This is a genomic window from Kitasatospora sp. NPDC001119, assembly GCF_053598475.1.
This window is the reverse complement of the sequence record NZ_JBSFKI010000003.1, coordinates 101,504-115,095: the sequence shown is the minus strand read 5'-3', so window position 1 is coordinate 115,095 and position 13,592 is coordinate 101,504. Positions and strand designations below refer to the sequence as shown.

Here is a 13,592-nt window from a genome sequence, read left to right as displayed (position 1 = left end):
CGGGCTACTTGGACAGGCTCTCCTGGACGACGGCGACGACGCCGTCCAGGTTGACCATCCGGATCAGCTCGGCCTGGTCGATCTCGATCGAGAAGGTCCGCTCCAGCGAGGAGAGGATCTCGATGGCGCCCAGCGAGTCGGCGTTGTGGTCCTCCTTGAACCGGCTGGTGTCGGTGACCTCGTCGGCCTCCAGTTCGAGGATGTCGCAGACGATCTCCTTGATCTGGGCGCGCTGTTCGGTGGTGACGACCGCGGTGCTGGGCATTTCGCCTCCCGGTGAGGGGGTGGGTGCGACAGATGATGATCTGAATTCTTCTCGCCCGCGCTGACGGACAACTGACGTGCAACTGACGGTCGTTGATCGGCTTGACAGTGCTCGCCAACACCTGTCAGTCTCAACTTTCAGGTAGGAGGAAGAGGGTGGGGGTGCCGACAAGCGCGGAACTACTGGCCCTGCTCGCCGCCGTCGGGCACACCCAGCGCCTGCGGATCATCGGCGAACTGGCGCAGGGCCGGGTCCACGTCAGTGAACTGGCCCGGCGGCTGGGCATGTCCAGGCCGCTGCTCTACATGCACCTGGAGCGGCTCGAACACGCCGGCCTGGTCGCCGGCGCGCTGGAGCTCTCCGATGACGGCAAGGCCATGAAGTTCTTCGAACTCACTCCGTTCGACATCCGCGTCACGGTCGACACCGTCATCGCCGCCCTCCGGGAGGACCGGGCGCAGGTCGACGGGCGCAACGCGACGCCCGAAGGCAGCGACGCCTGAACCAGGCGCCGCCCGGAGGAAGGCGCGACGCCCGAAGGAACAGAAGGGACCCTCATGAGCGGCGGCGTGATCGCCATCGTCATCACACTGATCGTCATCGGCGGGATCAGCGTCAGCATCGTCTCGTACTTCACCCTCCAGCGGCACCGCGCGGACGCCGCCGCGATGGCCGCCTACCGGCAGCTGGCCGAGGAGACGCTGACCGGACAGAAGGCGCTCCGGGGTGAACTGCGGGCGCTGACCGCCAGGTTGGCATCGGTCGAGGACCTGCTGCGAAGCGTCGACGAACTCTGAACCACCCGTCCCACCCGTTCCATCCGCGCCGTCCGGCGCCATCCCGTCCCATCCGTCCTGGTCACCCACGGAGTCGCCATGACCACCGCCACCGTGCACGGCATCGACGATGCCGTGCGACTGAGGAACGTCTGCCGTGGCTACGGCAACGAGCGCAACCGGGTCGTCGCCCTCGACGACGTGTCGGTGGGCTTCGGCCGCAGCACCTTCACCGCGGTGATGGGCCCGTCCGGCTCCGGCAAGACCACACTGCTGCAGTGCGCCGCCGGGCTGGACCGGCCGGACTCCGGCTCGGTCTCGCTGGACGGCATGGAGCTCGCCGGGCTCAGCGAGAAGGAGCTCACCAGGCTCCGCCGGGACCGGATCGGCTTCATCTTCCAGGCCTTCAACCTGCTGCCCGCGCTGAGCGTGGCCGACAACGTGGCCCTGCCGCTGCGGCTGGCCGGGCGCCGGCCCGGCCGGGAGAGCGTCGAGCGGGTGCTGGAGCAGGTCGGCCTCGGCTCGCGCAGCAACCACCGGCCCGGCGAGCTGTCCGGCGGCCAGCAGCAGCGGGTCGCCATCGCCCGGGCCCTGATCACCCGGCCCGCGGTGCTCTTCGGCGACGAGCCGACCGGCGCGCTGGACACCCGCACCGCGGTGGAGATCCTGCGGCTGCTGCGCCAGGCCGTCCACAACGACGGGCAGACCGCCGTCATGGTCACCCACGACCCGGTCGCCGCCTCCTACGCCGACCGGGTGCTGTTCCTGGCCGACGGGCGGATCGTCGACGAGCTGAGCGGCGCCTCGGCCGACACCATCGCCGAGCGGATGACCCGGCTCGGCGCCTGGGGCGACGGCCCGGACACCCCGGTGACGTCCGGCGCCCATGGCACCCCCGTCGCCCGCGGCGGAGAGGCGGCCCGCTGATGTTCGCCCTGGCCCTGCAGACCCTGCGGTTCCGCAGGACGAGCTTCATCGCCTCCACCGTCGCGCTGTTCTTCGGCGCGGTGATCCTCACCGCCTGCGGCGGCCTGATGGAGACCGGCATCCGCCACCGGGTGCCCCCGTTCGCGGCCGTCCCGCCGGGCACCCAGCAGGCGGCCAGCCGGCTGATCTCGATGTCCGCGGTGTTCGGCGGGATCGCCGCGATGGTCACCGTCTTCATCGTCGGCTCCACGCTGGCCCTGGTGGTCCAGCAGCGGCTCGGCGAGATGGCGCTGCTGCGCGCGATCGGCACCCTGCCCGGCCAGCTCCGCCGGATGATCGTGGTGGAGACCCTGGTCGTCGCGCTCGTCGCCGTCGCCCTCGCCCTCGTCCCGGGCTACCTCGCGGGCGGGTGGATGCTGGAGCAGATCGCGGCCAGCGGCGTGGTCACGAAGGGGATCACCTACCACGCCGGCTGGATCCCGATGGTCACCGCGGGCGGCACCTCGATGCTCGCCGCGCTGACCGCGGCCTTCATCGCCTCCCGGCGGGCGGCGCTCTCCCGGCCCGCCGACGCGCTCGCCGAGTCCCGCCTCCAGCACCGCTGGCTGAGCGGCCCGCGGCTGGCCTTCGCGGTGCTCTGCCTGGCCGGCGGCACCGCGCTGGCGGTGGTCACCGGCACCGTGATGAACGGTGAGGTCGCCGCCAGTACGGCCGGCCCCTCGGCGATGCTCTGGGCGGGCGGGATCGCCCTGCTCGGCCCCGGGCTGACCAAGGTGCTCACCGGGGTGTTCCACCGCCCGCTGCGCGCGCTGTTCGGCCTGACCGGGGACCTGGCGATGGACAACGCCCGGGCCCGCCGGATCCGGATCGCGGGCGCGGTCAGCCCGGTGATGCTGGCCACCGGGCTGTCCACCGCGCTGATCTACCTCCAGACCACGCTCTCCGCCGGCCAGGGCGGTGACGGGGTCGGCGCCTGGGTCGACTACCTGCTGGCCGGCAGCATCATCGCGTACGCGGTGATCTCCCTGGTCAACACCCTGGTGGTGGCCGCCGCCGAGCGCCGCCGGGAGTTCGCCCTGCAACGGCTGGTCGGCGCCACCCCCGGCCAGATCCTGGCGATGACCGGCATCGAGTCGCTGCTCGTCACCATCGTCGGCACGGTGCTGGGCACCTTCGTCGCCGCGGCCACGCTCGCCCCCTTCCGGATGGCGCTGGACGGCTCCTGGCTGCCCCGCGGACCGGTCTGGATCTACCTCTCGATCGTCGGGTTCGTCGGGGCGCTGACCGCCCTCGCCAGTGTCTCGGCCACCGGCGCCGCCCTGCGGACGCCGCCGGCCGAGGCGCTCGCCACCCTGTGACCGGCCCCGGGCCCGGACCACTCCGGGCCCGCCCGGCCGGCCCCGCCCCACTGCACCCGGGGCGGCAGGAAGGACTCCAACTCGGCGAACTGGTCCGGGTGTCGGATGACCCACGACCAGTACCCGGGGATCGTGCGGGCGTACTCGCAGTAGTAGCGCCGGAGCGTGGTGAGCAGTCTGCGCTGGATGTCGTCGGTCACCGAGTCGCTGCGCCACACCAGCAGCATGTCGGTGCCCTCGGCGACGGAGACCGGGACGAGCCGCACCTCGCGGGTGACGCCGGTGGGCGGCGTCAGCGCGGCGGCCCGGACGTCCCGGACCCAGTTCATCGCCTCGTGGTGGCCGTCGACGTAGTGCAGCACCTCCAGGTCGGCCCGGCCGACGGCGGCGAACAGCTGCTTCTCGATCGGGTGGAACCAGTGGTCGCGGGTGTAGCGGACCCACCGCAGCGAGGCGAGCTGCGCCGGGCTCACCGCCTCCTGGCCGACCAGGTGGTGGTCGTGCGGGAGCGCCACCCAGACGGGCTCCCGCACGATCACCGTACTGGCCAGGGCGGGTTCGTCCGCCTCGGCCGAGGCGGCCAGCGCGACCCCGGGCACCATCGCGGCGTGCAGGGCGCCGCGGGACACCTGCGCGATGGCGGCGTCGGGGCTGAGCGTCTCGGTCTGCACCTCCTTGACCGGCAGCGCGGACTTGAGCGCGCTGCGCAGCGACGGCGGCGTCCACTCGGCGTTCCCGAACCGGAACACCTCCGAGAAGTGCGCGGCCGCCTCGGCGATCACCCGGTCCGCGTGCTGGACGAGTTCGGCCAGAATCGGGATGAGCCTTTCCCCCAAGGCGGTCGGAATGGTTCCGGTTCTGGTCCGTACGAACAGCTCGCCGCCCACGGCTCTTTCGATCCGCTTCAATTGTGCGGTGAGGCTCGATTGGGGAAGGCTCAATTGGGCGGCGGCTCTGGAAATGCTGCCCAGCCGGTCGATGGTGGTAACGATCTTGGCATGCCTCAACTCAACGTCCACTGGGCCCCCGTCCGCGATTCCGACTTCCTCGCGTAGCCACCAGGAAAAATCCAAGGCGGTCGCCACGCTAACAGAGTGATCCTTGACCGTCCACAGTCGGAAGCGGCGTGAACGGGCCGGAACGGGACGGGGGTCGGGAGGGGGGAATGCGCGGCGCGGCCGGTGATCGGAAACCGGTATTCCGGGATTTTCCGGAACGGGCATATGCCGAGCGGGATCAGGCCGGTATGGGTCCGGCGAAGTCGAGCACCCGCCGCGGCTCGCCGAGCAGGTCGGCCTGCCGGAGGATCGCCTGGTAGGCGTGGTGCAGCGCGCGGCCGGGCTCCAGCCCCAGGTCGTCGGCGAGCCGGCGGCGGGTGCTGTGGAAGACCTCCAGCGCCTCGGCCTGCCGGCCGTCGCGGTAGAGCGCGAGCATCAACAGCTCGCTCAGGCGCTCCCGTTCGGAGTGCTCGACGGCGAGCTGCCGCAGTTCGGACACCGGGACCCGGGCCGAGTCCACGGCGAGCTTGGCGGCGGTCAGGTCCTCGTACGCGCTGATCCGGCGCTCCTCCAGGTGCGCCGCCCGGATCCGGCAGCGCAGCCCGTCGCAGGAGTCCATCAGGGCGCCGCCGCGCCACAGGCCGAGCGCCTCCTCCAGGGTCGCGATGGCGCGGTCCGGGTCGCGCCGGGCGAGGTCGCCGCCCGCGTCGGCGAGCCGCAGGAAACGGTGCGCGTCGATCGCGTCCGTCGGGACGTCGAGGAGATAGCCGCCGTTGGCGGTGCGGAGGGTTTCGTCGCCCTTGCGGCCGGTCACGGATTCCAGCAGCCGGCGCAGTCGGCCGACATTCGCCTGGAGGGCGTTGCGGGCATTGGCCATCGGCTGGTCGCCCCATAACTCGTCCACGATCTCGTCGAACGGGACCGGGATCCCCGGTGAGGTCGCCAGCAGGGTCAGCACGACGCTGGTCCGCTTCGACGCCATGGTGTAGTGCACGTTCTCGTGCGACAGGAGCAGCGGACCGAGAAGCTTGATTTCCACAGCAGCACCCCATGATTTTCCGAGCCGTCCAGGTGAGTCTGCGCGACGCCGGTGCGGACCGGGAGATACCAGCCGGGCGGGGCGGCCGGGGGCGGATGGTATGACACGCCCTGTGCATGACACCCGGAGGGGCGCCGGATCGACGGGGGAGCGATCCGGCGCCCGGCTCGGAGGCGGGGGTGCGGCCTCGCCGCGCCACCCGGGACGGGCCGACGGGGACGCACCGTGACGGCGGGCCCGTATCTGTCGACCTGTCAGAAGAATGCTACAGGTGGCGGGTTGAGCTGTCCATGGGAAGTCGGAGGTGCGGCTACGGCTGCCCGGCGCCCCGGCCGTAGCGGTCCAGCTCGTGGAAGAAGCCGTCCACGACGGCGAGTTCGCCCCGCGCGGCCAGCGCGTCGTAGACGTACCGGCCGACCGCGAGGTCGAGCACGCCGAGCCCGAACGGCGAGAACACCACCGGCCGGTCGGTCGGCACCCGGACCTTTCCGGCCATCACCTCGTGGAGCGTGCCGTCGATGAAGTCCCGGTTGCCGGTGAGCTGTTCGGTCAGGTGCGGGGAGGTCTCGGCCTTCAGGCAGTGCTCGACGTCGTCCAGCACGTTGGCCGAGGCGAGCAGCACCTCGGGCGCCAGGTCGCGCAGCGAGACGTTGAGCACCACCGGGTTGTGGGAGAACCACGAGGGGTCGGTGAGGTGCGGCTTCGCGGCGACGGTCGCCAGGACCACCAGGTCCGAGGCGCGGACCAGCTCCTCGGCGCTCCCGTGCACGGTGACCCGGGGCGAGGCACCGCCCTGCTCCCGGTCGGCCCGCTCCGGGTCCGCGCGCTCCAGGTAGGAGCGGAAGCCGGCCGCGTGCTCGGCGGACAGGTCGTGCACCCCGACCTCGTCGAACTCCCAGCCGGTGCGGGCCAGATAGGTGTGGATGTGCCGGGCGATCAGCCCGGTGCCGATGAAGCCGACCCGCCGCGGCCGGGGCCGGCCGGCGGAGAGCCGGTCGGCCGCGAGCGCGGCCGAGGCGGCGGTGCGGGCGGCGCTGATGATCGAGCTCTCCAGGCAGGCGATCGGGTAGCCGGTCGCGGGGTCGTTGAGCACCAGCACCGCGGAGGCCCGGGGGAGGTCCGCGGCCACGTTCTCCGGGAAGCTGGAGATCCACTTGATCCCGTCGACCGGCGTGCCGCCGCCTACCGAGGCCGGCAGCGCGATGATGCGCGAGCTGGGCCGGTCCGGGAAGCGCAGGAAGTACGACGGCGGGTTGACCGTGTCCCCCTCGCCGTGCACCCGGTAGGTCGCCGCGACCAGGTCGACGGTCTGCTTCTCGTTGCCGGACAGCACGCCGTGCACCTGCGCGCCGGGGACGACGGCGAACTGCGGGATCTGCCTCTGCTGCGTCATGAGTGGCTCCGTCTCGGGGGAGATCTGGCCACAGCAGTGTGGCTGACCTGCGCTGACACCGCGCTGATGACCCGTCAGGCGTTCGAATGGTCCGACAGGTACGGGTCAACCCGACCTGCGACTTTCGACCAGTGCCAAATGACCTGGTCGGACCTTACGAGGATGCCTAGAGTCACTCTCTGGTGGCGCCGCCCTCAGCTTCTACCAGCGGGGTGACGACCGACGGCGCCACCTCGGCCGGTATCCGGCACCTCCCCTGCCGGAAACACGTGGACCACCGAAGAGGAGTCACCAGTGCTCGACCGGGTTGTGATCGTAGGCGGCGGAACAGCGGGTTGGATGACGGCTTCGTACCTGAAGGCCGCGTTCGAGGACCGGGTGGACATCACCCTCGTGGAATCCGGCAACATCTCCACCGTGGGCGTCGGCGAGGCCACCTTCAGCGACATCCGCCACTTCTTCGAGTTCCTCGGACTCAAGGAGAAGGACTGGATGCCGGCCTGCAACGCGACGTACAAGCTCGCCGTCCGCTTCGAGGACTGGCGCGAGCCCGGCCACTACTTCTACCACCCGTTCGAGCAGATGCGCTCGGTCAACGGCTTCCCGCTCACCGACTGGTGGCTCAAGCAGGGGCCGACCAGCCGGTTCGACAAGGACTGCTTCGTGATGGCCTCGGTCATCGACGCCGGCCTCAGCCCCCGCCACCTCGACGGCGCCCTCATCGACCAGCCCTTCGACGAGGGCGCGGACGAGATGCAGGGCCTCACCATGTCCGAGCACCAGGGCAAGACCCAGTTCCCGTACGCCTACCAGTTCGAGGCCGCGCTGCTCGCCAAGTACCTGACGCAGTACGCCACCGACAGAGGCGTCAAGCGCATCGTCGACGACGTCCAGGACGTCCGGCTCGACGACCGCGGCTGGATCAGCGGACTGCGCACCGCCGAGCACGGCGAGCTCACCGGCGACCTCTTCATCGACTGCACCGGCTTCCGCGGGCTGCTGCTGAACAAGGCGCTGGAGGAGCCGTTCATCTCCTACCAGGACACCCTGCCCAACGACAGCGCCGTCGCCCTCCAGGTGCCGATGGACATGGCGAAGCGCGGCGTGCTGCCCTGCACCACCGCGACCGCCCAGGACGCCGGCTGGATCTGGACGATCCCGCTGATGGGCCGGGTCGGCACCGGGTACGTCTACGCGAAGGACTACCTCTCGCCGGAGGAGGCCGAGCGGACCCTGCGCGCCTTCGTCGGCCCCGCCGCCGCCGACGTCGAGGCCAACCACATCCGGATGCGGATCGGCCGCAGCCGCAACTCCTGGTCCCGCAACTGCGTGGCCGTCGGCCTCGCCAGCGGCTTCGTGGAGCCGCTGGAGTCCACCGGGATCTTCTTCATCCACCACGCCATCGAGCAACTGGTCAAGTACTTCCCGGCGCAGGACTGGAACCCGGTCCGGCGCGACCTCTACAACCGGGCCGTCGCCCATGTCATGGACGGGGTACGGGAGTTCCTGGTCCTGCACTACGTCGCCGCCAAGCGCACCGACACCCAGTACTGGCGGGACACCAAGACCCGGAAGATCCCCGACTCGCTGGCCGAGCGGCTCGAACTCTGGAAGGCCCAACTCCCGGACTCCGAAACGGTCTTCCCCTACTACCACGGCCTGCCGCCGTACTCCTACATGAGCGTCCTGCTGGGGATGGGCGGCATCGAGGTGGCGCACTCCCCGGCCCTGGACCTCTCCGACGGCGCCGCCGCGGAACGGGAGTTCGCCCAGATCCGGGAGAAGACCGAACGGCTCGTCGCGACGCTGCCCAAGGCGTACGACTACTTCGCCCGGATGCGCTGACCACGATCCCGGGAAAGGGGCCCGTTCGTCATGGACGTCCTCCAGCTCCTGACACGCGTCGTGCACGCGGCCGCCGTCCTCGGCGTCGTGCTGCTGATCGCCGTGGCGGGCAGGAGAGTCGCGCGCCGTCTCCGGCAGCCGGAGGTGATCGGGGAGATCACGGGGGGCCTGCTGGCCGGGCCCGCCGTGATCGCCCTGGCCGGCCGGCCCGCCTTCGACGCCGTGCTGCCGGGGCCGGTGTTCGACCTCGTCAAGACCGTCGCCGAGGCCGCCCTGGTGCTCTTCCTGGTCGGCCTCGCCCACAAACTGCGCCGCGGCCGGGACCGGCTGCCCCGGCGCGCCACCACCTGGATCACCGTCGGGGCGCTGGTGCCGCCGCTGGCCACCGGAGGCCTGCTGGTCGGGCTGATCGCCCTCACCGGCGACCGGGCGGCCCGCGGCGGCGCCCCGCTGCCGGCCTTCCTCCTGATGGTCGCGGTCACCATGTCCATCACCGCCGTCCCGGTGATGGCCCGCATCCTGGCCGACCGCGGGATGAGCGACGGCGTCCCGGGCCGGCTCTCGCTGGCCTCCGCCGTCGTCATCGACGCCTGCGGCTGGCTGCTGCTCTCCCTGGCGATCAGCCTGGGCGCCGGGGACCCGGCACGCTCGCTGCACTCGCTGCGCGCCCTGGCCGTCGGCGTGGTCTGCGCGCTGGCCATCCGCTACGCGCTGGGCACCCGGACCGCGTCCCGGCTCTGCGGCCGCTCGCCCCGGGCGATGGCGGTCCTGGTCGCGGTGGCCGCCCTCGCGGTGGCCTTCGCCATGAAGCACCTCGGCATGACGTCGATCCTCGGCGCCGCACTGGCCGGGCTGGCGGTCCCGCACGACGACGGCGGCCCGTGGACCCGGGTGGTGTCCACGGTCTCCCGGTCGGGGCAGTTCCTGACCCCCGCCTTCTTCGTGGTCACCGGGGTCACCGTGCTCACCGGCGCCTTCTCGGCCACCTCCGGGGTGCTGATCGCCGGCACCGTCCTGCTGGGCTTCCTCGGCAAGGGCCTCGGCGGCTACCTCGGGGCCCGGATCGGCGGCCAGCCGCCCCGGACCGCCCGGCGGATCGGCGCGCTGATGAACACCCGCGGCCTCACCGAACTGATCGTCCTCCAGGCCGGCTTCGCCTCCGGGGTGCTGCCCGCGCCGCTGGTCCTGGCCCTGGTGGTGATGGCACTGGTCACCACGGCGGCCACCGGGCCGCTGCTGGAGCTGTTCGACCGGATGGAGGGCCGCCCGGCGGCCGAGGGGATCAGCGCGACGGCCATGGCGCCGGTGGAGTCCGTCGAGACAGAAAGCGGTGCGAGATGACCGAGTACGCGGGCGACCGGGCCCGGTTACGGGCCGGGGCCTCCGGGGCGTCCGGAGCCGTGGGGACGGCGGGAGCCACCCCCGACGAGTTCCGGGCCATGATGAGCGGATTCCCCACGGGCGTGAGCGTGGTGTCCGCCACCGGCCCCGACGGCGCCCCGAGGGGCATGACCTGCTCCGCGGTGTGCAGCGTCTCACTCGACCCGCCCACCCTCCTGGTCTGCCTGCGCGACGGCAGCCCCACGCTCGAAGCGGTCACCGACAGCGGCCTGTTCGCGGTCAACCTGCTGCACGAGGACGCCCAGGGGACCGCCGAACTGTTCGCCTCCGGCAACCCGGACCGGTTCGGCCTGCTCCCCTGGGAGCAGGCCCCGGAGGCGGCCGGCCCGCACCTGGTGCGCGACGCCCACACGGTGGCCGACTGCGACGTGGTGCTGGCCCAGCGGGTCGGCGACCACGTCACCGTCTACGGCGAGATCCGCCGGGTCGTACGGCGCCACCACCCGCGGCCGCTGCTGTACGGGCTGCGCCAGTTCCGGGCCTGGCCGCGGAGCTGATCCCGGAACGGCGGGAAGGGCGAGGACCCCCGGCACCGGACGGCGGCCGGGGGTCCAGCCCGTTGTGCCTACGAGGCGAGGAGGTGCGAGGCGCTCCGCGGCCGGGCCCCGCGGGCCGGCCGCTCGGACCGGTCGCAGCCCGTCGCCGCCGGCCGTACCGGCCCGCCGTCCAGCAGCGCCATCCCGAGCGGCGTCACCGAGTGCAGCACGGTGTTGCGCACCCGGCGGGTGGTGATCAGCCCGCTCCGGCGCAGCACCGCCGCGTGCTGGCTGGCGCTGGCCGCCGAGATGCCCAGCCGGTCGGCGAGCTGGCTGGTCGTGCAACTCGCCCGCAGCGTACGCAGGGCGGCCGCCCGGGTCTGGCCCACCAGGGCGCCGAGCGGCCGCGAGCCGCTGTCCCGCTCCTGCCACAGCTGGGCCCCCTTGCGGGCGTGCGGCGGGGCCGCGAACACCAGCACCACCTGCGCGTCCGGCCCCTCGGCGTCGATCGCCAGGCCCGGCCGGTGGTTGAGGAACACCGAGGGGGTGAGCACCAGGCCCCGGCCGCCCAGCCGGATGTCCTGGTCCGGCCCGCCGGGGATCTCCAGGACCGGCGCCCGCCAGGTCATCCGGGGGTGCGCGGTGGACAGCAGCAGCTCCACCCCGCCGGCCATCACGATCCGGCCGCGCGCCTCGCACTCGGCCACCAGGTAGGCGTGCAGGTGCTGCCAGAACGGCGCCACGGCCAGCTGCCAGGCCTCCAGCAGGCAGGCGTCCACGCCCGCCCCGGGCCGCTGCGGCAGCTCGGCGGCCTCGGAGGCGTCGAACGGCCCGGACGGCTCGGGCGGCGCGTCGGGCGCCTCCGCGTACCGCAGCGCCTGCCGGAGCAGCGAGTCCACGTCGTGCTCGGGACGGCTGCGCGGGCGGGGCACCGGCCGCCGGGGGAGGCGCTCGTTCACCTGCTTTCGCCACCGGGCGTACGGCGCGCTCACGCCGCGGTCCAGCAGGTCGCAGGCGAAGGCCGATTCCACGAGCGGGCCCATGGTGCTCTTCAGTCGGGTTCTGGCGAGGTCGGCTGCGGTGAAGTGAATCCTCTGCACGATGAAGGTCCCCGTTTCCGTGTCGATGAGGGAGAAATCGACGTGGCCCGGCCGCCGCCACGCGGGCAGGCCGGGCCCTTCCTCGGATGGATCGGACGTCGCCGCTACGAGGCCCGGGCGGTGGAGGCCTCGCGCAGGCTGCGCGGGCGCATGTCCGTCCAGTTGGCCTCGACGTAGGCCAGCGCCTCCTCGCGCGGCCCCTCGGCCAGGGCCACCGTCCAGCCGTCCGGCCGCTCGGCGAACGCGGGCCACAGTGAGTGCTGGCCCTCGTCGTTCACCAGCACCAGGAAGGTCCCGTCCGCGTCGTCAAAGGGGTTCGACATGTCGCACACTCCATTCCGGGTAGGGCGCGGTGCGGCCCTCGGGTCATCGGCGCACGCGGGACAACCGGGTGGGCCCGCTCCGCACATGCTCCCTCGGCTCGCTGACATGGTGCTGACCGCACCCTGATGGGGCTCCGGCGAGCCCGCCGGAACCCAGGAGGGGCGGTGAACTCTCCTTGGTCACAATGAATATGACACACCGTCCGCTCTGATACCGGCGTTCCGCACCGTTGCGGCCGGCGGCGCGGAGCCCGGCCGGGGGAGCCGTTGCGGCCGACGTCCCGGACGGGCGCCCGCACGGACGTGCCCCCGAACGGACGGCCCCCGCACGGACGTGCCCTACCATGGCCCCGTGTTCCTCTTCCGTGACTAGGGCCCCGCGCGGCGACCGCACCCCGGTGGTGCGGTCCTTCGGCGTCCCGGTCCACCGGCGCGCGGCGCGCGCCAGCTCCAGAGGAACCCCTCCATGTCTTCGTCCTACGCGACGGTCCTGCGCACCCCCGGCGCGGTCCGGCTCTTCAGCGCGGCCCTGACCGGCCGCCTCTCCTACGGTGTCGTCCCGCTCTCGCTCCTGCTGGCCGTCACCGCCACGACCGGCTCGTACGCCCGGGCCGGCTGGCTGACGGCGCTTTTCGCCGCCTCCAACGTGCTGCTCTCACCCGCCCGGGCCGGGCTGGTCGACCGCCACGGCCCGCGCCGGACACTGCCGCCGATGGCGGCCGGGTACGCGCTGGTGCTGCTCGGCCTGGCCGCCGCCACCTGGCGCCCCGGCGTCCCGTACCCCGTCCTGCTCGCCCTCGCCGTGGCGGCCGGCGTGCTCGCGCCACCCCTCGGCCCGGTCACCCGGGCGCGGTGGAGCGCCCTGCTGTCCGATCCCGGGCTGCGCCGCCGGGCCTACAGTCTGGACACCGTCGCCGAGGAACTCCTGTACGTCACCGGCCCGTTGCTGGCCGGGGTGATCGCGGCGACGGCCCGCCCGGCGCTCGGACTGGTGCTGGGCGCCGCCCTCGTCCTGACCGGCTCCCTCGCCCTGGCCGCCTCGGTCCGCGCCGTCGGGCCGGACCGCGCCGAGGCCGACTCCGCCGCGACCGGCGGCCGTTCGCGCCCCTGGCGGCCGCCGGCCCGGACCGGCCTGCCGCTCGCCGCGGCCGCCGGGGCCGGGGCCGGACTCGGTGCGTTCGCCCTGCTGACGGTGGTCTTCGCCCGGCGGCACGGGCAGGCGGCCGACGCCGCCTGGGTGGAGGCGGCGCTGGCGGCCGGGAGCGCGACCGGCGGCCTCGCCCTCGGCGCCCTCGACTGGCGGGCCCCGGCCCGGCGGCGGCTCGCCGTCCTCACCGCGGCCTTCGCCGGCGCTCTGACCCTGACCGCCCTCGCCCCGACGGTCCCGCTCCTCGCGGCCGTCGCCGCTCTGGCCGGCCTCACCGTGGCCCCGACCCTCACCACCGCCTACCTGCTCGCCGACGAACTCGCCGAGCCCGGCCACCGGACGCGCGCCGGCGCCTGGGTCAACACGTGCTTCAACGCGGGCAGTTCGGGCGGCACCGCGCTGGCCGGCCTGCTCGCCGACCACCTGCCGCTGCCCCTCTGCCTCGCCCTCGCCGCCACCCCGGCCCTGGCCGCCCTCAGCACCGCCCGGCCCCGTCCCACCACCCCGCCCGACCGCCTGCCCGCCTGATGCCGGGCCACCGCGC

At 73.1% G+C, this 13,592-nt stretch carries 14 protein-coding genes and 1 pseudogene; 8 read left to right on the top strand and 7 right to left on the bottom strand.

The genetic code is table 11. The features are described from left to right. Nucleotides 1-4 precede the first annotated feature (4 nt). On the bottom strand, nucleotides 5-265 hold the full coding sequence (locus ACWDD9_RS04770) for an acyl carrier protein (protein WP_049652157.1): 261 nt from the start codon (nucleotides 263-265) through the stop codon (nucleotides 5-7). Between the two features lie 161 nt (nucleotides 266-426). Between ACWDD9_RS04770 and ACWDD9_RS04765 the strand changes: the two genes are divergently transcribed. The 4 genes from ACWDD9_RS04765 to ACWDD9_RS04750 all read left to right on the top strand — a co-directional run bounded on the left by ACWDD9_RS04765 (nucleotide 427) and on the right by ACWDD9_RS04750 (nucleotide 3,326). Then, nucleotides 427-768 carry an ArsR/SmtB family transcription factor gene (locus ACWDD9_RS04765; RefSeq protein WP_049652158.1) on the top strand — a complete coding sequence of 114 codons (342 nt, stop codon included), beginning with the start codon at nucleotides 427-429 and terminating at the stop codon, nucleotides 766-768. A gap of 54 nt (nucleotides 769-822) precedes the next feature. After that, entirely contained in the window at nucleotides 823-1,062 is a 240-nt protein-coding gene (locus ACWDD9_RS04760; protein WP_049652159.1) for a hypothetical protein, read from the top strand. Between the two features lie 78 nt (nucleotides 1,063-1,140). Then, nucleotides 1,141-1,968, top strand: coding sequence for an ABC transporter ATP-binding protein (locus ACWDD9_RS04755; protein WP_074002441.1), 828 nt, complete (start codon nucleotides 1,141-1,143; stop codon nucleotides 1,966-1,968). Further along, complete coding sequence (locus tag ACWDD9_RS04750) at nucleotides 1,968-3,326, top strand: ABC transporter permease (RefSeq protein ID WP_049652161.1); 1,359 nt, start codon at nucleotides 1,968-1,970, stop codon at nucleotides 3,324-3,326. Before ACWDD9_RS04755 ends, ACWDD9_RS04750 begins: the two co-directional genes overlap by 1 nt. On the opposite strand, the gene ACWDD9_RS04745 is transcribed toward ACWDD9_RS04750, so the two are convergent. The 4 genes and pseudogenes from ACWDD9_RS04745 to sbnB form a co-directional block, all read right to left on the bottom strand. Next, nucleotides 3,218-4,162 carry a substrate-binding domain-containing protein gene (locus ACWDD9_RS04745; protein WP_234348408.1) on the bottom strand — a complete coding sequence of 315 codons (945 nt, stop codon included), beginning with the start codon at nucleotides 4,160-4,162 and terminating at the stop codon, nucleotides 3,218-3,220. The two genes, ACWDD9_RS04750 and ACWDD9_RS04745, sit on opposite strands and share 109 nt — an antisense overlap. Before the next feature lie 3 nt (nucleotides 4,163-4,165). Continuing rightward, nucleotides 4,166-4,549 (bottom strand): annotated as a pseudogene (locus tag ACWDD9_RS04740) (helix-turn-helix domain-containing protein); the annotation flags it as partial. 13 nt (nucleotides 4,550-4,562) lie between these two features. Further along, on the bottom strand, nucleotides 4,563-5,363 hold the full coding sequence (locus tag ACWDD9_RS04735) for an AfsR/SARP family transcriptional regulator (protein ID WP_449810809.1): 801 nt from the start codon (nucleotides 5,361-5,363) through the stop codon (nucleotides 4,563-4,565). 310 nt (nucleotides 5,364-5,673) lie between these two features. Next, a complete protein-coding gene (gene sbnB / locus ACWDD9_RS04730) occupies nucleotides 5,674-6,756 on the bottom strand; it encodes a 2,3-diaminopropionate biosynthesis protein SbnB (RefSeq protein WP_449810808.1) in 1,083 nt (360 codons plus the stop codon). A gap of 294 nt (nucleotides 6,757-7,050) precedes the next feature. Between sbnB and ACWDD9_RS04725 the strand changes: the two genes are divergently transcribed. The 3 genes from ACWDD9_RS04725 to ACWDD9_RS04715 are packed head-to-tail and all read left to right on the top strand — an operon-like array spanning nucleotide 7,051 to nucleotide 10,499. Then, nucleotides 7,051-8,601, top strand: coding sequence for a tryptophan halogenase family protein (locus tag ACWDD9_RS04725; protein WP_074002444.1), 1,551 nt, complete (start codon nucleotides 7,051-7,053; stop codon nucleotides 8,599-8,601). A gap of 30 nt (nucleotides 8,602-8,631) precedes the next feature. Continuing rightward, entirely contained in the window at nucleotides 8,632-9,942 is a 1,311-nt protein-coding gene (locus tag ACWDD9_RS04720; RefSeq protein ID WP_449810807.1) for a cation:proton antiporter, read from the top strand. Next, nucleotides 9,939-10,499, top strand: a complete 561-nt coding sequence (locus ACWDD9_RS04715; RefSeq protein WP_380777703.1) for a flavin reductase family protein — start codon at nucleotides 9,939-9,941, stop codon at nucleotides 10,497-10,499. The genes ACWDD9_RS04720 and ACWDD9_RS04715 overlap by 4 nt, the downstream gene beginning before the upstream one ends. 68 nt (nucleotides 10,500-10,567) lie before the next feature. On the opposite strand, the gene ACWDD9_RS04710 is transcribed toward ACWDD9_RS04715, so the two are convergent. Together ACWDD9_RS04710 and ACWDD9_RS04705 are read right to left on the bottom strand one after the other, a co-directional pair. Next, nucleotides 10,568-11,578: an ArsR family transcriptional regulator gene (locus tag ACWDD9_RS04710; protein ID WP_117487099.1), complete on the bottom strand. Its 1,011-nt coding sequence runs from the start codon at nucleotides 11,576-11,578 to the stop codon at nucleotides 10,568-10,570. Nucleotides 11,579-11,682: 104 nt separating this feature from the next. Further along, on the bottom strand, nucleotides 11,683-11,901 hold the full coding sequence (locus tag ACWDD9_RS04705; RefSeq protein ID WP_449810806.1) for an MbtH family protein: 219 nt from the start codon (nucleotides 11,899-11,901) through the stop codon (nucleotides 11,683-11,685). Between the two features lie 466 nt (nucleotides 11,902-12,367). Between ACWDD9_RS04705 and ACWDD9_RS04700 the strand changes: the two genes are divergently transcribed. Beyond that, nucleotides 12,368-13,576, top strand: coding sequence for an MFS transporter (locus tag ACWDD9_RS04700; protein ID WP_449810805.1), 1,209 nt, complete (start codon nucleotides 12,368-12,370; stop codon nucleotides 13,574-13,576). Nucleotides 13,577-13,592: the final 16 nt, after the last annotated feature.

Coding starts and splice junctions, on each gene's coding strand:
- ACWDD9_RS04770 (WP_049652157.1), bottom strand. CDS start 265: ATGCCCAGCACCGCGGTCGTCACCACCGAACAGCGCGCCCAGATCAAG.
- ACWDD9_RS04760 (WP_049652159.1), top strand. CDS start 823: ATGAGCGGCGGCGTGATCGCCATCGTCATCACACTGATCGTCATCGGC.
- ACWDD9_RS04755 (WP_074002441.1), top strand. CDS start 1,141: ATGACCACCGCCACCGTGCACGGCATCGACGATGCCGTGCGACTGAGG.
- ACWDD9_RS04750 (WP_049652161.1), top strand. CDS start 1,968: ATGTTCGCCCTGGCCCTGCAGACCCTGCGGTTCCGCAGGACGAGCTTC.
- sbnB (WP_449810808.1), bottom strand. CDS start 6,756: ATGACGCAGCAGAGGCAGATCCCGCAGTTCGCCGTCGTCCCCGGCGCG.
- ACWDD9_RS04720 (WP_449810807.1), top strand. CDS start 8,632: ATGGACGTCCTCCAGCTCCTGACACGCGTCGTGCACGCGGCCGCCGTC.
- ACWDD9_RS04715 (WP_380777703.1), top strand. CDS start 9,939: ATGACCGAGTACGCGGGCGACCGGGCCCGGTTACGGGCCGGGGCCTCC.
- ACWDD9_RS04705 (WP_449810806.1), bottom strand. CDS start 11,901: ATGTCGAACCCCTTTGACGACGCGGACGGGACCTTCCTGGTGCTGGTG.
- ACWDD9_RS04700 (WP_449810805.1), top strand. CDS start 12,368: ATGTCTTCGTCCTACGCGACGGTCCTGCGCACCCCCGGCGCGGTCCGG.